This window comes from Thalassobacillus cyri (assembly GCF_900107755.1).
Classification (GTDB): domain Bacteria; phylum Bacillota; class Bacilli; order Bacillales; family Halobacillaceae; genus Thalassobacillus; species Thalassobacillus cyri.
Window position 1 is genome coordinate 1 of the sequence record NZ_FNQR01000016.1, and the last position, 18,246, is coordinate 18,246.

Here is an 18,246-nt window from a genome sequence, read left to right on the forward strand (position 1 = left end):
AGAATTCAAGGGGAAGTCCTCCTTTTGATGTTTGTATTTGGTTGTACAAATGCATCATAACGGAGGGCTTTTTTTAATACAAGGACCCCTCTATTGAATCCCACAGGAATCTCCCGCGGGAGAAAGGGCTGGGCGAGATCCCGCAGGGCTTTTAGCCCGAGGAAGCTTGCCAGGTCCCCGCAGGAAAGAAATGAATGCGTAATCGCCTTGGGAGACACGACACGCATAAGCAGAACAGCAAAAGGGAAATGTTCTTTCTTCCCGTTGATGGACTGCTTATGTCACGAGTGTCTAGGCGATGAAGCTGGAAAGCGAGTTGTTTCCCAGACTATCCCATTCCTCTCATGTTAACGGACCCCACCATCTCGAAACTGAGTCTTCAATTAAAGGGAGCATAACTTTAAAATCAAGAGATTTTTTTAAAAAAGAAAAGCGAGCTGTTCCACTGACAAGATTACTTATGGCAAGGGAACCCTCTATCTTGATTTTTAAAGAATACAGTATCTTAATTTCATGATATTGTAAATAGAGAATTAGATGAAAAGGAGAATAGGCGATGACTGAAAAAGAGAAAATGCTGCGTGGTGAACTTTATCAGGCTTGGGATGAGGAATTGGTTTAGGAGCGGTTACGGGCCAGGAAGTTCACAAGAGAATTCAACCATTCGAGTGAGCATGGCAGCGATTACCGAATTCGATTGATTAGGGAGTTATTCGGATCGACTGGTGAAGAATTCGGTATCGAGCCGCCTTTTTATTGCGATTATGGCTATAATATTCATGTCGGCGAAGAATTCTTTGCAAATTTTGATTGTGTATTTTTAGATGTGTGTAAAATTACATTTGGCGATCGGGTTTTGCTGGGACCGAAAGTTCAAGTGACGGCTACACACCCCCTCCATGCCGAGAAAAGAAAGACAGGACTGGAATTCGGAAAGCCTATCTATGTGGGAAATGATGTTTGGATTGGCGGAGGATCTATATTGAATCCTGGCGTGACAATTGGTGATAATACGGTTACCGGTTCTGGAAGCGTCGTGACACGCGATATTCCAGCTAATGTATTCGCGGCTGGAAACCCGTGCAGTGTCGTTAGACAATTAAATTGATACAATAGTTATGGATAGCATCTCATGTAATATTTCGTTACCATCTATAATGGTTGAAGGATAATTGAATTGCAGGAAAGAGGGGATGACAGGATGATTAAACGAAAAAGTAAGCGGGAAATCGAACTGATGCAAGAAGCTGGCAAGCTGCTGGCCAAGGTGCATAAAGAACTCAGGAGTTTTATAAAACCAGGAATCACCACCATGGATATTGAAAATTTCGTGGAAAAATATTTAGTAAAGCATGGGGCAACAGCCGAGCAAAAAGGGTATCAAGGGTATGAATATGCCACATGCGCTTCCATCAACGATGAGATTTGTCATGGTTTCCCACGAAAAGATGAATTGAAGGATGGAGATATCGTTACAGTGGATATGGTAATCCGTTTGAACGGTGGTTTGGCGGATTCTGCCTGGACACATCCGGTCGGAAATATCAGCGAAGAGGCACAAAAGCTGATGGATGTTACAAAATCCTCCCTTTATAAAGGGATTGAGCAGGCGCAAGTCGGGAAGCGTATCGGCGATATCGGCCATGCGATTCAAAGCTATGTCGAAGGGGAAGGCTACTCAGTTGTTCGTGATTTCACGGGTCATGGAATAGGTGAGACGATTCATGAGGATCCATACATTCCCCACTTTGGTGAAGCTGGAAAAGGAGCCCGCTTGAAAGAAGGAATGGTCATTACGATTGAGCCGATGGTCAATATTGGCGGTTGGGAAAGCAAGATGGATACAAATAACTGGACGGCTAGGACTGTAGATGGTTCGCTGTCTGCCCAATATGAACATACCGTAGCAATCACGGCTGATGGTCCGGTGATTTTAACCGAGCAAGAAGAAGATTAAAAAGAAAGCTGTCCCAGAAAGGTGAATGTGAAATCACTTTCAAGGACAGCTTTTTTATTTACATATTTATTTTGTTTCCAGGGGCTGGCGAACTTCCGTATGCTTCTTTAGAAATTCGAGCCGCTTACCCCATAGTTCGTTGGCGTGGTCTCCAATCCAAATCAAGTGACTATCGGATGGAACCTCATATATCTCACTATGGGGAACCAGTGATTGAAGCAGAATCGCATTCGAGTAATGGACACTGCCGTCTTTTTGAGAGTACATACCAAGGACAGGAACTGTAAGTTTTGAGAGGTCAATAGGGTTATGATCTAAATCAGCGGAAAACCCTTTACCGTAGTGGGAAGTGGCGAGCATATCATAGAGGAATCTCCGGTCTTGCTTGGATAGACCACGTAAGAGCTTTTCAGGATCTTCAGTAGTCAACTCCTTTAACATCAACTTCATCACAAAGTCAGGTTGGACTTTCAAAAGACTCCGCAAACCTCTCCATACAAGTGAGCCGGCTGGTGCGAACAATAGCTTTCCTTTACGCTGGAATCGTACTTCCCAGGGCGTTACGAGTGCAGCTTCAAGAGTCAATGTTTTTACCCGGGATGGATAATGAAAAGCAAGCGCAAGTCCAGTAGGACCCGCGGCAGATACAGTAATGACGTGGGCTGTGGGGATTGACAGGTGGTCAAGGACTTCAATCAATGTATCTGCAAAGTCTTCGGGTTTCTTTCCGGTTCTGATATCTGTTTTATCATAGCCTGGCCGTGAAACTGTCAACAAGGTGTATCCTTCATGGATGAGGCTTCGGTGTGAAAGATCTGTGTCACGGCTGCAATGCCCGCCTTTTAATAATAAAATGACAGGACCATTGCCTTCATAACTGAACTCAACCAGCCCCTTGGAAGTTTCAAATAAAATCGGCTTCATCCTAACACCCTTCCCTAATGGTTATCGCTACTCTAAATATAAGCTATAATGGAAGAAAATGAAATACCTGATAATTCCGAAATAGGAGGAGATAATGTGCGAATTGTGTCAATATGCCCCAGTAACACAGAGCTTCTTGCATACTTGGGAAAAACAGAATGGCTGGTAGGGGTGGATGACTATTCCGATTGGCCGGAAGAAATAAATCATCTCCCGCGAGTAGGGCCGGATTTATCGATTGATATGGAAAAGGTCGCAGCGCTTGAGCCGGATCTGGTGCTTGCCTCCTTAAGCGTTCCGGGGATGGAAAAGAATATAGAAGCTTTGGATAAAAAAGGGCTGCCATATATCATCTTGAACCCAAATTCATTAACAGAGATTGCCGATGACCTGGTAACAGTCGGAGAAGCAATTGGTTTAGAGTCATCTGCGAGAGAAAAGAGGGAGGAGTTTGTCCGAAATATTGAAAAGTACCGGAGCAGGGCAGGACAATTGACGGAGCGGCCTGCTTTATATTGGGAGTGGTGGCCGAAGCCCATTTTCACCCCTGGAAAAGCGAACTGGCTTACCGAGATAAGTGAACTTGCCGGTGCGTATAATATTTTTCAAACAGAAGCGGAAGCGAATATCCAAACCGATTGGGGGGATGTGCTGCAACGGAATCCTGAACATATCTGTATGGTGTGGGTAGGCGTTAAAGAAGAAAAAATGAACCCGGCGCTTGTGAAGAAGCGTCCGGGCTGGGAGGAAATGACGGCAGTCAAGCAGAATCAGATCCATGTCCTGGAGGAATCGCTATATTGCCGACCGTCTCCTCGTTTGTTAGAAGGATTGAAAAAACTTTCTGACCTTCTCCATCCTGAAATTTCCCAGGATTAGTGAATGCTACGTTTATGCTTAGGAATCGCCAGTTCCCGGAAGTTATCTGCCAGTTCATTCAATTGCTTGGTGAGTGCTTCACCTTCCATCGGCAGACCGTGGCCGGTGATTGCGACAGAAGGATCCAGTTCAGCCAACCGCTTGACGGATGTCTCAGCCTCTCGCCAGTTAGGAGTATAATAGGCGGGAGGTCCGTGGACATGTTGAGCCTGGGTGAAAACGGAAAGGGTGGACTCTGTTTTTTCTGTAGTAAATGCATCTCCAGCAATCAAGGCTTTGTCTTTTTTCCGGAATAAGGAAATGTGCCCAGGTGTATGGCCTGGGGTATGAATGTATTTCCAATCTGGTAAAAAGGGTAGGCTTCCATCTTCCGGAAGTTTCTCGGCATATCTTGCCAGGTTTACGCCTCTGGATGGAAAAAACGGTGAGAATAAGGCAATGGTGCCGCCACCCACGGTTGAATCCCCGACTGGATAATCCCGTCTTCCGATGACATAGTCCCACTCCATCGGATGAACGAAAACCGGGACATCCCAATGCTTGCAGAGATACTTAGCTGAGCCGACGTGGTCAAAATGCCCGTGTGTCAGAATAATTGCTTTTGGCGGACGGTCTCCAAATCGTTTTTCACAGGCTGCCAGGATTCGTTCCCCATAGCGGGCAATTCCGGTATCGACAAGTACCCAGTCGTCGGTGTTTTCTGTTCCGATCATACAAACATTGGCGATCAGAGTCTGGTAAATGGCCAGATCTTCTTTGATGATGTCCGGTTCCGCATGGTCCATTTTCCAACCATCTTGCAAATGTTCCTGATGTTTATCCATGTCTCATGCTCCTCGTTTTCTTTTAGTCTTGATAGAAAGCGGGGATGTTATGCATGAAAAGAGATTCAGGCTTTTTTTGTAATAGTTTTCCCAGTCAATCCATATAAGATAGTTAGTATCGGGCTTAGCAGGCAAAAGAATGCAAACGGCAGATAATCGATGACCGCTACTCCGAGAACATCAGCAAGAAATACACCGCAGACACTCCATGGAACGAGTGGGTTGATTACTGTCCCGGCATCCTCCAGCGTCCGGGATAAATTTTTTCTGGCCAGATTCGCGCGGTCATAGATATCCTGATATGCTTCGCCTGTCAAAAGAATCGAAAGGTATTGTTCCCCGATAAAGACATTGATACCGATTGCAGTAAACGCTGTTGATAATGTAATTGTTCGAACAGATTGCAGCATGCGCTGTACGTGGAACAGCACGGATGGAATGACTCCGGTCACAAAGAACAATCCGCCAAGCGCAAGAGCAAGGATTACAAGTGATATCGTGAACAGCATACTGTCGATTCCGCCTCTGGAAAGCATTTCATTGACCATGTCATTATTGGTGCTTGCACTGTAACCGCCAAACCAGGTACTCCACAGTTCACTCCATGGCAGGATCCCACGTAAGCCGGCAATCAGCGTTGCAGTAATACTGCTGACTGCTAATGCAACAAAGGCTGGTCTTTTTGTGACAGTCATCGCCAGTAAAACAAGGACTGGAATCCAGGAACTCCAATGAACCAATCCTGATTCAATTAATGCGTTGTGAATTGTAGCTAAATTTTCTGACTGCACACGCTGTTGTGGAGATAACACAGCAAACAGAATAAAAGAAATGATAAAAGCTGGAATCGTCGTCCAGGCCATGTTTTTAATATGGTCGAATAAATCCACTTTTACTACTGTGGACGCAAGGTTGGTCGTATCGGATAACGGGGACATTTTATCCCCGAAGAAAGCCCCTGAAACGATGGCGCCTGCTGTCATTGCAAGCGATGCGTCCATCGACTGGGCCACTCCAAGAAATGCTACTCCAAGGGTAGCACTGGTAGTGAATGAGCTCCCGAGTGCCACACCGGTGATTGCCGTGATCGTAAAAACAATTGCTAGGAACCAGGATCCTCCGGCTAAAGAAAAAGAGACATCCATCAATGCCGGGATCGTCCCGCTTGCCATCCAGCTGCTGATCAGAATTCCAATCAGGAAAAAGATCAGGACAGCACCCATCCCTGATTGGGCACCCTGTACCATCCCTTCCTGAAGCTGGGCAAAGGTGAATTTTTTAATAAATCCATAGGTAATCATCAAAAGTACCGCTAATAAAATCGGCACGTGTGGAACACTCTGCAATTCAATGATAAAAAAACTGATCAAACTTACAATAACAAGCAGCATTCCGATTGATTCCATTAACCCTGGTAATTTTTTAGGCTGTAAATGAAGCATTACGATTCCTCCTATATTCTTAAAAAGCGTAAGTTTGTGAACATACAAAAGGCTTCATCCCTGAATAGGGACGAAGCCTGGCTCCGCGGTACCACCCTGATTGATGAACGATCATCCGCTCTTTCTAAAAGAAAACATAGCCTTGACGAACTCTGTAATTCGAATGGAAAGAAACCTGGATTCTCAGCTGCCATCCAGTCTCTGATGCTGTTTCTGTTCCATCTACTGTGGAATCCCTGATGCTTTTCTTTTACACTTAAACGCTTTTATGTTGTAAAGTAAATATAAAGGATAGCCGGGAAGTTTGTCAATGTATTTTCTGATTGTCATTTATTACTATTGAGGGTATTATCAATAAGTTCTTTCAAGATAAGTTATAATTGTGTATAATAGTGGAAATTTTCTTGATTGCGGGGGAAAGTTGTGGAACCTAATGCTGTTGCTGTAACAGATCAATCTGTGCGGATGACGATGATTAAACGGGGGATTGCTGCAGGCTTTCCGATCATGCTCGGCTATTTGCCGGTAGCGATTACATATGGAGTGCTGGCCAGACAATCCGGACTTTCTAATTTGGAATTGACCCTGATGAGTATTCTTGTTTTCGCGGGAGCTGCCCAGTTCATGGGAGCTAATATGATTGCGTTAGGCACGGGGATGGTCGAAATCGTCATTGCTACTTTCGTGTTGAATTTCCGCCATTTTGTCATGAGCCTTTCGTTCATGAACCGTCTGAGGGAAGTGAGCTTGAAGTGGAAAGTCCCCTTATCACTCGGATTAACCGATGAAACTTTTACGGTTTCTTCCCTGCATGCCAAAGAGGCAAAGGAGACCCATGGAACCTGGTTTTATGGAGCGTTGATTCTTACTGCTTATATATCGTGGGTAGGCGGTTCTTTTTTAGGCGGTGTACTGGGCGATGTGATTCCAGGCAGACTTAGCCAAAGTATGGGAATTGCTTTGTATGCCATGTTCATCGGTTTACTGATTCCATCTGTAAAAAAAGAGACAAAGGTTGCACTGGTAGCTTTGCTGGCGATGCTAATCAATTTCTTTTTCTCATTATTTATCAGTGATGGATGGGCGATAGTACTTGGAACGATCATTGGCGGGGGCTGTGGCGTCTTCCTGCTGAAAGGAGAGGAAGCAGCATGATGTGGGTGATCATCGGGATGGCAATTGTCACTGCTATCCCAAGGTTAATGCCGGCTTTTATAGTGGATAAGTTGAACTTTCCCCGTTGGGTGGATCGATGGCTGAACGCGATTCCTTACGCAGCTTTAGGAGCATTGATTTTCCCAGGGATCATGACAGTGAAACCGGATGCTCCTCATGTCGGGTTGATCGGCGGGGCGGTCGCCATTACATTAGCATGGTTCGGGATGAATATAATCTTAGTGGTGATAGGTGCGATCACTACAGTGTTTTTGGTGACTCTCTAGTCACGCGCCCTGTTGCGATGCATATAGTGTAGAGATTATTCCTATAAAGGAGTTTGATCGCATATGGATCGACAACAAGGAGGATTTTTTTCTAACTTACCTGGATTTGGCGGCGGCTATGGCCAAGGGCAAGGTCCTGGCGGCTTTCCAGGCTTCGGCCCTGGCGGAGGCGGTTTTCCGGGCCAGGGTCCAGGTGGCTTCCCTGGCGGACCGGGCGGATTCCCTGGAGGTCCAGGTGGCTTTCCAGGTCAGGGCCCAGGAGGATTCCCGGGGCAAGGACCGGTAGGCGGTGGTCAGGGGCAGACGATGCAATTACCACCACCGCCAACAGATGTACCACAATTTGGAGCACAGTCATTCCAAGGCGGACCTGGGGTGTATGCTGTAGACCCTGGGGCTTTTTACGGCTGCCTATACCGAATGACGAGAGTGATGCTGCGTAACGGGCAAAGATTTTGGTTCTACCCTGTATTCATCGGGCGCCGGTCTGTTGCCGGTTATCGTTGGCGGCCACGCCGCAGGCAATGGGTTTATTTTGGCATAGATACAGATCGAATTGTTACCTTCCAATGTTAACAAGTAAGAAAGCTGACAGCAGTATCGAGCATGCTGCTGTTGGCGTTCATAACCAGTGTTTGAAGGAGGATCTAGTATGTTTCATGTAAGAAAGGCAGTTTTTGCAGATGCAGAACAAATAGCGCATGTGCATGTCAGGAGTTGGAAATCTACATACAAAGATTTGATAGACGAAAAGGATATGAGTAATATAACCGTGGAAAACCGAATCGCCCTTTGGGAAGCCGTCTTGAAAGTCCCTGTCAATGGTCAGGTTGCTCTTGTTGTGGAAAGCGATGAAGGCAAGGTAGTAGGCTTTGTCTCAGGTGGAAAAGAAAGGACGAAGCATTATGGCTACGATGGTGAAATTTATGCCATTTATCTGTTAGATTCCTACCAAAGGCAGGGACTCGGTGGGTTGCTGTTAGAAGCCTTCGGAAAAGAAATGAAGGAGGCTGGCTATCAATCGCTGCTCGTGTGGGTGCTGACTCACAATCCATCGAGCGATTTTTATCGTAAACACGGTGCTAAGCTAGTGGAGGCAGAAACCGTTACCATAGGAGAAGGTACGTATGAAGAAACGGCTTTCGGATGGAAACATATTAATGAACTAGTTCAATGGTTTGCTTCACAAAGTAAACAGATTTAATAAAATGCAGGCACCTCCTGACAAGCAGCGCGGAGGTGTTTTTTTATTAATTAAAAAGTTTACACACACGAAAGCCATGAATCCGGAGTTCACCGGGAACCATGGCTTTATACTTCTTCCTCATATGGTTCAATATGGATTTGCGCAAAACGAATATTGAGTTCGTCTTCCAGCATATCTTCGATTTCATCGGTGATCTCATGGCCTTCCTGCACAGTGATGTGCGGATCGACAAGGATAGTTACATCAATCAAAATAATGTTCCCTTGGAGACGTCCTTTAACATCTTTCACCACCCATACCCCTGGATTCTTAGAAATATGATGTCTGATATCCTGAAGCAAATCTTCATCAAAACCATCCGTTAGTGTATGGGTCGAATCGGAAAAAATATCCCAAGCGGTCTTACATATAATGATACCCACAATAAATCCGGCCAGGGGATCCAGCCAGTAGAGGCCGAACTGAGTACCGATGATCCCGGTAAAAGCGCCTAGACTTACCAGGGCATCGGACCGATTATCCTGAGCAGCTGCATAGAGAGAAGCACTGCTGATTTTTTTAGATAATTTTAAATTGAAGCGATAAACTCCGATCATGACACCAGCACCCGCAAGTGCAGTCCAGGCTGTCACCATGTCCGGCTGACTGTAATCGCTCGTCCACATGCTTTGGAAGGTTCCGTATAGCACTTCGAAACCGACAGTCATCATAATGAAAGCAGCGATCAGGGAAGCTATCGTTTCTGCGCGGAAATGGCCATAGTGATGGTCTTCGTCTGGGGGTTTTCTGGAGATTCTCAAGCCGATCAACACTGCCAGCGATGCGATGATATCGGTGGTGTTATTTAAACCGTCAGCTCTTAATGCCGAGGAACCGCCGATATAAGCGATGGACAATTTCACCACTGCTAATAGGAGGTAGGCAATGATACTGATCCATGCTCCTTTTTCTCCCTTTTTTAAATTCTCATATTCGTTCATAATACTGCCTCCGGAATTTAGGCTGTCAAGCATAAATAGCTTACCAAAGCCTGCTTGTGTAAGTCTAGAGAAACAATGATAGTCTGTCTCACAGTAGTTGTGATATGCCAATGTTTTTTGCAGCAGTCAAATAATGAGATAGATAAATTTCTTATAAAACGATTACTTTTGTGTTACAAGGGTATATACAAACCAGAGGCATAGTTATTATAATATTTAAAATTTTACAAAAACGGGGGTGGTCTTTTGATTATTCAGGAAACTGTCATCATTGAAGGTTATGTAGATGAAATGAAATTTTCTAAACCGGTACTATTATCTTATAACCCAGATTCTGCAACACCCGAACAAGCTCTTATTAGTTTTTATGGAAGTCAGGCTAGAAATTTTGAAGAGTTGGCAATCCAACGTGGTTGGCAGGATGCCTATTGGACTTATCCGGCTTATTACGAAATGGTAATCTAAGAGATAGACTTTCCAATGGCCGTGCATGTATTCCCCCATGTACGGCTATTTCTATTTGTTGTGTATATGTAGTCAAAATACCAGAGGATTCGTTATAATGGGTGTTAGACTGAGTTGCAGGATGGGAATCATATGACACGTAACATTATAGCAGTAATCTTAGGACTTTTAGTATTAACGGGTTGTCAGGGAGATAATCAGATGGGTAAACCAGAGCTTCGTATCGCCGCAGCTTCAAGTCTTACCGGTGTGATGAAACAAATAGAAACAGATTTTGAATCCCAGACCGACATTCAATTAACGATGAATTTTGGTTCCTCAGGGACACTGGCACAGCAAATCGAACAAGGTGCGCCGAGTGATATATACATATCTGCGAGCGAATACTGGATGAAAGAGGCTAGCGATAATGGAATGATGGATGAAAAAAGTATAGCTTCGGTAATGGCCAACCGGTTAGTTCTGGCAGTAAACGATTCGAGTGATATTGTACTTAAAAAGCTTACAACAGATGCTGTATCCCAAATAGCTATTGGAGATCCGAAGAGCGTACCGGCGGGGATGTATGCCAAACAAGCATTGGAAAGTCTCGGTTTATGGAAAGATATTCAAGGAAAGCTGGTTTATGGTAAAAATGCGCAGCAAGTAGCAGCCTATGTTGAATCCGGGAACGTCGATACAGGATTCGTCTATCAAAGTGATATGATAAAGTCGAATAAATTAAGGGCAGCTGACGAAGTCAACAAAGATCATCATACAGCGATTATTTATCCTGCTGGGATTGTCAAAGAATCTAAGCAGAAGGAAGCAGCCGAAGAGTTCCTGCAATATATACATAGCGAGGAAGCAAAACAGACCATAAAAGAGTTCGGGTTTGAACAATAAGGCAGGGTGTTAGTATGGATTTATCTCCGTTATGGTTATCCATCAGGATAGCCACGATATCTACGATCATAGTGTTCGCAGCCGGTACCTTTAGTGCAAGATGGATGACGCGAAGAAGTTTCCCAGGTAAGCAAGTACTCGATGCTCTGTTTTTATTACCCTTAGTTCTCCCGCCTACAGTGGTGGGTTTTGCGCTATTGTATTTGTTTGGTAAAAATGGATGGATCGGTAAATTGCTGCTTGAATGGTTTGACATCCAGATCGTGTTCACCTGGTATGCGGCTGTCATTGCTGCTATGGTCGTTTCATTTCCATTGATGTATCAAAGCGCCGTTGCAGCTTTTTCTAAGTATGATCGCTCGCTGGAAAACGCTGCATATACCATGGGGGCGAGCAGGTGGCGGGTGTTCTGGACGATTTCTTTCCCGCTGGCATGGCCTGGGCTGGTTGCAGGGCTTGTCCTGTCTTTCGCTCGTGCTCTTGGTGAATTTGGAGCGACATTGATGCTGGCAGGCTACATTCCAGGTGTAACGGACACGCTGCCACTCGCCATTTATTTTTCAGTAGAAGCTGGGAATGAAAATCAAGCGCTCGTCTGGGTCATCATCATGGTAGTTATCGGGTTCACGACGATATATTGGCTTAATAATTGGAACCAGCGTCCCTGGAAAAAACACGTCGGTCGGAAGAGGTGAAGGGCATGTTGAAGGTAAACCTGGAAAAGAACTTGGAACATTATAAGCTGGATGTGTCCTTCACAGTAGAAGAAGAACTGGTGATTCTTTTTGGTAGATCCGGTTCTGGAAAGACGACATTACTAAACATGCTCGCCGGCCTGCTCAAGCCGGAACAAGGGGAGATCGGGCTCGGCGGCCGGATGTTATATCAGGCAGGCAAAGTGGATCTTCCTCCACAGCAAAGGAATGTCGGCTATGTGTTCCAGGACTATGCTTTATTTCCTCATGTGACCGTGGAAAAGAATATTTATTATGGCATAAAATCGAAACAACTACCTAATTCTGGAGACCACTTGAAGCGATTGATCGACATCGTTGGAATCAACCACTTGTTAAGCAAGTATCCAGGCGAAATTTCAGGTGGGGAAAAACAACGTGTGGCTCTTGTCCGGGCGCTCGCATACCGTCCTGATCTGCTTTTGATGGACGAACCATTTTCAGCCCTGGATGAAAAAAATCGTCTGCAGTGCCATGAAGAAATTCTGAGGCTAAAACAGGAATGGCAGATACCGATCCTGCTTGTAACCCACGATCATGATGAAGCAAGCAAGCTGGGTGATTCGATATTATACATGCATGACGGAAAGATAACACAACAGGCTTGACTGTAGTTCAAGCCTTTCTTTATGCTGTATATCTTGAAATGAAGAATCTTTAGTTTGAGTGATGAAATACACGGGTATTAGTAAAAATGTGATGAGACAGTTAGCGTTGGCTGAATTCGAACTTTAGAACGACTCTAAGTAAGGAGAGGGTAACGATGGCAAATGTAAAAGTAGCAGTAATTTATTACAGTTCAACCGGTACCAACTATAAGATGGCGAAATGGGCTGAGGATGCAGTCAAGCAGGCCGGAGCAGAAGTGAAATTGGTAAAGACGCCAGAAACTGCTCCAATGGAAGCAATCGAACAGAATCCTGCCTGGAAAGAACACTACGAAGCAACTAAAGATGTAACAGAAGCGACGGTCGATGACCTGGAATGGGCAGATGCCTACATTTTCAGTGTGCCGACCAGGTTCGGAAACGTGCCGGCACAATTTAAACAGTTGATGGACCAGGCCGGTGGACTTTGGTTCCAGGGAAAACTGGTAAACAAAGTTGCCAGTGCCATGTCATCGGCTCAGAATCCTCATGGAGGCCAAGAAGCTACTATCCTTAACCTTTATACCAGCTTGTTTCACTGGGGCGTGTTAATTGCTGCTCCGGGTTATACCAATGACGCAGCATTCGCTTCTGGAGGAAACCCATATGGTACAAGTGTCACTGTCGATGCGGAAGGTAATATGCAAGAAGACGTAGAGGAAGCAGTACGAAACCAGGCACTCCGTACACTTCAAGTAGCAGAAATGGTCGTAAAAGGCCAGGAAAAATAAATATTCAGGGAAAAGCGTCTCTTAAAAGAGGCGCTTTTTATATGCAGCCATTTAACGTATTGAAATGATTTTGAAATGTTTTTGTAAAAAAATGAAGCATGTACCCCCGTAAAGATAAAACGCTTTACGTAAAAGTATGAACGAAAACATAAAAGGGGGAAATCCAATGAAAAACAAGAAAGTAATTAATGTACTATCATCCGCGGCTTTGGCAGTAGCTATTTCTGCGGTACCCTATTCTGCCTGGGCGGAAGATGATGACACTGTGACAGTAGATATGAGTGAGGTCGAAAAAGAGATCGAAACTGAAGAAGATGTGAAAAACGAAGCGATTTATTTCGAGGGTGATCTTTTTAATTTTCTCCATACATTGGTGAATCAGTTGCAATGGTCGCTGGATGAGGATGATATGGAACAAGCCAACCTGTTTGTAGATTTTGCAGAAAAGCAAATTGAAAAAGCAGAAGAGCTGATTGAAGAAGGTAATGAAGCGGAAGCAGTCGAACTTTTGCAAAAAGCTGCCGAATTAATGGAAAAAGCAGAATCATTAGTCGAGGAAGATACATACAACGAAGAGCAAGATGAAGACACAGGCGCTGATGAAGAAGATACGGCCAGCGACGAAGAAAAAACAGATGAAGAAGGTACCGATAGTGATGAGGAAGAAAGTGAAGAAGATCCAATAGATGTAGAAGAAGATGAAAATGATGAAAGCTCTGAAGAAGAGGAAAGTAATGATGAAGGAGAAATGCTGGAAGCTAAAATCGGTCAAAATGTGATTGCTTTGAAACTGGCTTCTATGAAAGTGACAAACGAGCGTGCAAAATTTGTGCTTGAGCGCAATATGAATAAGTCATTAGAGCGTCTGGAAGCTAAATATGGTAATATTAGCGCTTTGAAAGAACAATTAGCTGGCCTTGACGAAGAACAAACAGCTGAGGAATCTGACCAAGAAAAAGATTCCGTGATTGTCAACACTTCTGATTCCGCTGAAGAAACGGCAGAAGATATCGAGGAAACAATCGAAGAAGATAGTCAAGGGGCAGCAATCGCTAAAAAAGCCAAAGAGGCAGCAAAGGCTAAAAAGCAAGAAGCTAAAGCAAAGGCAGAGCAAGCCAAAGCTGAAGCTAAAGTAAAGAAGAAAGCAGCAAAGGCGGAAGCGAAAGCTAAGGAAGCTGCTGATAAAGGTCAAGGAAAAAATAAAAACAAAGAAAAAGGACCAAAGAATTAATAGTTGCATTTTATATGATAAAATGAGTGGAGAGACTCATACAACAAGGACTGCCTATAAGGACAAAGGCAGTCCTTTTTAACTTATTAATTACCAATATTTACAAAATAATAATCGTTAAGTTCAGGTTTAACAAGGGTTGAAGCGGGGAACTGTATAGTAAATATTCAGAAAATTGTTGCAAAACACAACGATTTCCTGCATAATAGAAAAAAGTCTTTAGGGGGTAGGCCACATGAAAAAGCAAAAAATCAATTACGTGTTGCGAAGAAGCCCTGTTTTTGGAAATAAGACAATCACTGCTAAACGAGAATTATCCTTTGGTTTACAACTCGCCTCCAGATTAATCCTTGATGAATTAAGTTATGAGTTCAATAAACATAAATTGGATGAACAGATTAATGAGGCAATAGCAAATGAAGACCGAGATAGTTTCGATCGTTTAAGCAAACAGTATCAACCCTATACATGGGAGTAACTAAACATTTTTCAGACCGGTTCACCGTACACCAGGTGGACCGGTCTTTTTGGTGTGTGGAACAATTTTAATTAATGCCCTAATGAGCCGATATATTAGATATATGAATAAAGGTTCATTTATAGGGGGAGAACACGGTGGAGAATAATATCAAACAGACGATTTTAGTAAAGCAGAATGGAGTCTTAATAAAAATTATGCTTTTATCCATCCTGCTTGGGTTAGGAGCGGAACTCGCAGTAGGAGCTCCGATGGTCAACATGCTGGCTCTTGGAATTGGAGGATCTGTAGTGGCAGGGTTGATGATACTTTTCCATTATAAGAAGCTTTGGCAGCAGGCGGTTCCGTATGTCGCTGTTTCGGGAATGACTGGAGTGGCCTTCGTCATCATGATGAGTTCTGATTATGTTACGAACATGTTGTTCACATTTTTCCTGCTGGGAGTAGCTGCCGTTTCTTTATCTTTGACTGTATTGATGACAGGGGGCGTTTTAGGGCTAGGGTTACTTGCTCTTTTTGTCATAGTTAAAGGGGAAGTGATGGACTTTGATATGCGGGCCACTATTATTTCACTCGTGTTTTTCATTTTGGTTTTTGCTGTGTTGATGATTCAGGTCAGACTTTCAAGGCAATTACTAGGTGACGTAGAAACAAACCTGGTACATAATAATAAACTTGTAATAGAAAGTGGCGAGCAGGCACAAAGGATTAGAAAGGTCGCAAGCGACGTACAATCCAATATGACGGCTATTGATACGAGCAGTAAAAAGAATACCGGGATGATGAATGAGATGAATCTATCGTTCCAGGAGATCTCCCACGCTGCCCAGTCACAGGCATCAGCAATTACAGAGATTACTACTTCTACCGATCAGGCAAATGGATTATTGGAAAGAATGATGAGTGATTTTGATGATTTGGCTCAATCCGGGGAAGAAGTCCAGGATTCTTCTGCTCTTGGAAAAACTTCTTTACAATCACTTACCCATACGATGGAAGGTTTCAAGGAAGCTTTTGACCAGATGCGAGGTGATATGGAACAATTGACCGAGGGCATCAAAAAGAATACCAACTTTACGAAGCAGATACAGGCCATTGCGGAACAGACCAATCTATTGGCATTGAATGCAAGCATAGAAGCGGCCCGGGCTGGAGAAGCAGGAAAAGGGTTTGCAGTGGTGGCGGAAGAAGTACGTAAGCTTGCGGAAAGTTCGAGCCAGACTGCTGTCCAGATTAACGATAATTTAACAGAAATTAAAGAACGCGCAATCAAAACAGAAAACCAGGTGAAGGATAACGAAGTGAAACTGGAAGAGAGCCTCGCCATAACGACGGAGACCTCCGGTGCTTTTACCTCTGTTACAAATAAACTGGATGGTTTCATTGGAAAAATGAAAGAGTTCGATGGACAGGCGAGAGATATACGCAGCTCCTCTCTCTCTATTGATAAGGCTGTTAATGAACTGGCTGCGATCATTGAAGAGACCTCTGCCACCATGCAGCAGCTTCAGGCCCATGTAGAACAACAAACGTATGACCAGCAGGTTTTAACCGAAGCAATCACAGAAACAAATGCTTCGATGGCTTTGTTACAGGAGGATAAGCAAGTGTCCTGATGGTATTTTTTTCAACAATTACTTGTCACCCTGCTCTTTTTCCATGTTATAGTTGAGAGGAAGTTATTTTACGAAAGGATATTTCACATGAAGCATTTATACATCACCGTATTGCTTTTTTTGCTGGTTATAGGTGCCGGCTGCAGTGGCGTCACAAATGAGAATAATAGCAATTCGACGTCCTCTGATAGTTCTTCCCAACAAGAGAATCCCGATAAGGAGAAAGGTCCGGATGATACGGAAGGCTTCGGAGCAGATTCGGATCAACAGGCTGATCAAAAAGAAACGGATACAGGGCAAAAAAAATCTCAGAATGATAATCAATCTGAAAATGAAACAAAAGATAAACAAACTGAATCTGATTCTGGGGATGGCTCTGGTTCTGAACTGGTTACGGTGAAGGAGCCCCATGCCATTACGGTAGTAGTCAATAAAAACAGGAAACTGCCGGAAGGGTTTGAACCGAAAAATTTGACTGTACCTGAAGTTCCGTTCCCTTTTGATGAGTTCCACCAAAAGAAACAGCTTCGCTTAGAGGCGGCTGAAGCATTGGAAGAACTTTTCCGTGGAGCAAAGCAGGACGGGGTAGAATTGGTAGCGGCTTCAGGCTACCGTTCGTATGAAAGGCAAAAACAGATCTATCAAAATAATGTAAGTCAGAATGGTAAAGAACATGCCAATCAATTCTCCGCCAAACCAGGAACAAGTGAACATCAAACCGGACTGGCCATGGATGTTACTTCAGCGGCAGCAGCCTTCAAGCTGGAACAGTCTTTTATTGAAACAAAAGAAGGCAAGTGGCTTGAAGACAATGCTCACGAATATGGGTTCATCATTCGCTACCCAGAAGGAAAATCGGATATCACAGGCTATGCCTATGAGCCATGGCACTTACGTTATGTCGGCATAGAAACAGCCACTGAAATTCATCAAGAGCAGGAAACCTTAGAAGAGTTCTTTGGATTATATCCATAAATTAAAAAGCACCATCTGAAGTCGGGCGAGTCGCTTCGAAATCAGATGGTGCTTTTTTGTTTGGGGAAACCTATAACTCCCTGGTACTCAAAAGGTTGCTGTAACTATAAAAATAGTTGCTCAGTAACATATCCCGATTCTTTGCTGGATGAATTTTTCCTGCACTAGCGTATCAAAAGCGAAGCTTGCGGTATCCCCAACGGTTACTTTTTTTCCGTTTTCCGGAAGGTAGCTGCGTTCAAAGCGAACGTCTCCCTGCACATCACCGTCAGGCAGGTAAGTAGGGCAGATGTACGTCCAGTCAAGTCCACTGGCCTTCCATGCTTGATAAGCCTTTAAGTGTTCCTCAGCAGCTGCCGTGGACTTGCGCTTACTTTCTGGTGTTTCAAAACGATATTTCCCTGGTTGATAACGGCTGTCCAATATCCCAGCTGTCCCAATGATAACTGCCCTGATTACGTTATATTTTTTCATGGCTTCGGTAATCAGAGGAGCAGAGACAGACAGGGTATCTGTTTTATCAGTGCCAAGTCCGACAAAAACGGCATCGCAGCCTTTGATGGTGGCTTCCACATCAGACCGCCGTGAGGCATTTCCTTCTATAACGTTAACTTTTCTAAGCGAAGGGGGTATTTTATGGGGATTTCGAATAAGAGCGTTAACTTCCCATCCTGAATCTTCGGCTAAACCAGTAAATACGGAGCCGATTCTTCCGGTCGCTCCAAATACAGCAATTTTCATCGTATTCCTCCTAAATAAATATAATCTTCAGAAAAAAGATGCATCGTAATAGTAAAATTTTGCTATGCTTAGTATAACAAGTCTGATC

Annotated in this window: 20 protein-coding genes and 1 pseudogene; 16 read left to right on the forward strand and 5 right to left on the reverse strand. The window is 44.1% G+C overall.

The features are described 5' to 3' along the window. Positions 1 to 556: 556 nt before the first annotated feature. Positions 557 to 1,108: pseudogene (locus BLV00_RS16340) on the forward strand (sugar O-acetyltransferase). 93 nt (positions 1,109 to 1,201) lie between these two features. Next, positions 1,202 to 1,957 (forward strand): type I methionyl aminopeptidase, encoded by a 756-nt coding sequence (map, locus tag BLV00_RS16345; protein ID WP_093046042.1) that lies wholly within the window; start codon positions 1,202 to 1,204, stop codon positions 1,955 to 1,957. A 66-nt stretch (positions 1,958 to 2,023) separates the two neighbouring features. Here the strand turns inward: map and BLV00_RS16350 are convergent, their stop codons facing one another. After that, positions 2,024 to 2,881, reverse strand: coding sequence for an alpha/beta fold hydrolase (locus BLV00_RS16350; RefSeq protein ID WP_093046043.1), 858 nt, complete (start codon positions 2,879 to 2,881; stop codon positions 2,024 to 2,026). Positions 2,882 to 2,977: 96 nt separating this feature from the next. Between BLV00_RS16350 and BLV00_RS16355 the strand changes: the two genes are divergently transcribed. Further along, positions 2,978 to 3,760, forward strand: a complete 783-nt coding sequence (locus BLV00_RS16355) for a cobalamin-binding protein (RefSeq protein WP_093046044.1) — start codon at positions 2,978 to 2,980, stop codon at positions 3,758 to 3,760. Here BLV00_RS16355 and BLV00_RS16360 read toward each other — a convergent pair. Then, positions 3,757 to 4,584, reverse strand: coding sequence for an MBL fold metallo-hydrolase (locus tag BLV00_RS16360; protein ID WP_093046045.1), 828 nt, complete (start codon positions 4,582 to 4,584; stop codon positions 3,757 to 3,759). The genes BLV00_RS16355 and BLV00_RS16360 overlap by 4 nt on opposite strands. A gap of 65 nt (positions 4,585 to 4,649) precedes the next feature. Further along, positions 4,650 to 6,026: a Na+/H+ antiporter NhaC gene (gene nhaC, locus BLV00_RS16365; RefSeq protein ID WP_093046046.1), complete on the reverse strand. Its 1,377-nt coding sequence runs from the start codon at positions 6,024 to 6,026 to the stop codon at positions 4,650 to 4,652. Positions 6,027 to 6,491: 465 nt separating this feature from the next. Between nhaC and BLV00_RS16370 the strand changes: the two genes are divergently transcribed. The 4 genes from BLV00_RS16370 to BLV00_RS16385 all read left to right on the forward strand — a co-directional run bounded on the left by BLV00_RS16370 (position 6,492) and on the right by BLV00_RS16385 (position 8,672). After that, positions 6,492 to 7,181, forward strand: a complete 690-nt coding sequence (locus BLV00_RS16370) for an AzlC family ABC transporter permease (RefSeq protein WP_093046127.1) — start codon at positions 6,492 to 6,494, stop codon at positions 7,179 to 7,181. Next, positions 7,178 to 7,468 (forward strand): AzlD domain-containing protein, encoded by a 291-nt coding sequence (locus BLV00_RS16375; protein WP_093046047.1) that lies wholly within the window; start codon positions 7,178 to 7,180, stop codon positions 7,466 to 7,468. Before BLV00_RS16370 ends, BLV00_RS16375 begins: the two co-directional genes overlap by 4 nt. Before the next feature lie 63 nt (positions 7,469 to 7,531). Then, on the forward strand, positions 7,532 to 8,044 hold the full coding sequence (locus BLV00_RS16380) for a hypothetical protein (RefSeq protein ID WP_093046048.1): 513 nt from the start codon (positions 7,532 to 7,534) through the stop codon (positions 8,042 to 8,044). A gap of 76 nt (positions 8,045 to 8,120) precedes the next feature. After that, positions 8,121 to 8,672 (forward strand): GNAT family N-acetyltransferase, encoded by a 552-nt coding sequence (locus BLV00_RS16385; RefSeq protein WP_093046049.1) that lies wholly within the window; start codon positions 8,121 to 8,123, stop codon positions 8,670 to 8,672. A gap of 107 nt (positions 8,673 to 8,779) precedes the next feature. Here the strand turns inward: BLV00_RS16385 and BLV00_RS16390 are convergent, their stop codons facing one another. After that, positions 8,780 to 9,655, reverse strand: coding sequence for a cation diffusion facilitator family transporter (locus tag BLV00_RS16390; RefSeq protein WP_093046050.1), 876 nt, complete (start codon positions 9,653 to 9,655; stop codon positions 8,780 to 8,782). A 246-nt stretch (positions 9,656 to 9,901) separates the two neighbouring features. Between BLV00_RS16390 and BLV00_RS16395 the strand changes: the two genes are divergently transcribed. From BLV00_RS16395 to BLV00_RS16435, 9 genes are all read left to right on the forward strand, one after another. After that, entirely contained in the window at positions 9,902 to 10,120 is a 219-nt protein-coding gene (locus BLV00_RS16395; protein WP_093046051.1) for a hypothetical protein, read from the forward strand. Positions 10,121 to 10,252: 132 nt separating this feature from the next. Continuing rightward, complete coding sequence (gene modA / locus BLV00_RS16400; protein ID WP_093046052.1) at positions 10,253 to 11,005, forward strand: molybdate ABC transporter substrate-binding protein; 753 nt, start codon at positions 10,253 to 10,255, stop codon at positions 11,003 to 11,005. A 14-nt stretch (positions 11,006 to 11,019) separates the two neighbouring features. After that, positions 11,020 to 11,700: a molybdate ABC transporter permease subunit gene (gene modB, locus BLV00_RS16405; protein ID WP_093046053.1), complete on the forward strand. Its 681-nt coding sequence runs from the start codon at positions 11,020 to 11,022 to the stop codon at positions 11,698 to 11,700. Positions 11,701 to 11,705: 5 nt separating this feature from the next. After that, positions 11,706 to 12,347 (forward strand): ATP-binding cassette domain-containing protein, encoded by a 642-nt coding sequence (locus tag BLV00_RS16410; RefSeq protein ID WP_093046054.1) that lies wholly within the window; start codon positions 11,706 to 11,708, stop codon positions 12,345 to 12,347. A 155-nt stretch (positions 12,348 to 12,502) separates the two neighbouring features. Continuing rightward, the gene (gene wrbA, locus BLV00_RS16415; protein WP_093046055.1) at positions 12,503 to 13,117 is read left to right on the forward strand and encodes an NAD(P)H:quinone oxidoreductase; all 615 of its coding nucleotides are present in this window, start codon (positions 12,503 to 12,505) and stop codon (positions 13,115 to 13,117) included. Between the two features lie 166 nt (positions 13,118 to 13,283). Next, on the forward strand, positions 13,284 to 14,348 hold the full coding sequence (locus tag BLV00_RS16420) for a hypothetical protein (RefSeq protein ID WP_093046056.1): 1,065 nt from the start codon (positions 13,284 to 13,286) through the stop codon (positions 14,346 to 14,348). Between the two features lie 235 nt (positions 14,349 to 14,583). Continuing rightward, positions 14,584 to 14,826: an IDEAL domain-containing protein gene (locus BLV00_RS16425; RefSeq protein ID WP_093046057.1), complete on the forward strand. Its 243-nt coding sequence runs from the start codon at positions 14,584 to 14,586 to the stop codon at positions 14,824 to 14,826. 137 nt (positions 14,827 to 14,963) lie between these two features. Continuing rightward, on the forward strand, positions 14,964 to 16,442 hold the full coding sequence (locus BLV00_RS16430) for a methyl-accepting chemotaxis protein (RefSeq protein ID WP_093046058.1): 1,479 nt from the start codon (positions 14,964 to 14,966) through the stop codon (positions 16,440 to 16,442). An 87-nt stretch (positions 16,443 to 16,529) separates the two neighbouring features. Then, on the forward strand, positions 16,530 to 17,417 hold the full coding sequence (locus BLV00_RS16435; protein ID WP_093046059.1) for a M15 family metallopeptidase: 888 nt from the start codon (positions 16,530 to 16,532) through the stop codon (positions 17,415 to 17,417). A gap of 120 nt (positions 17,418 to 17,537) precedes the next feature. Here the strand turns inward: BLV00_RS16435 and BLV00_RS16440 are convergent, their stop codons facing one another. Further along, on the reverse strand, positions 17,538 to 18,158 hold the full coding sequence (locus BLV00_RS16440; RefSeq protein WP_093046060.1) for an NAD(P)-dependent oxidoreductase: 621 nt from the start codon (positions 18,156 to 18,158) through the stop codon (positions 17,538 to 17,540). Between the last annotated feature and the right edge of the window lie 88 nt (positions 18,159 to 18,246).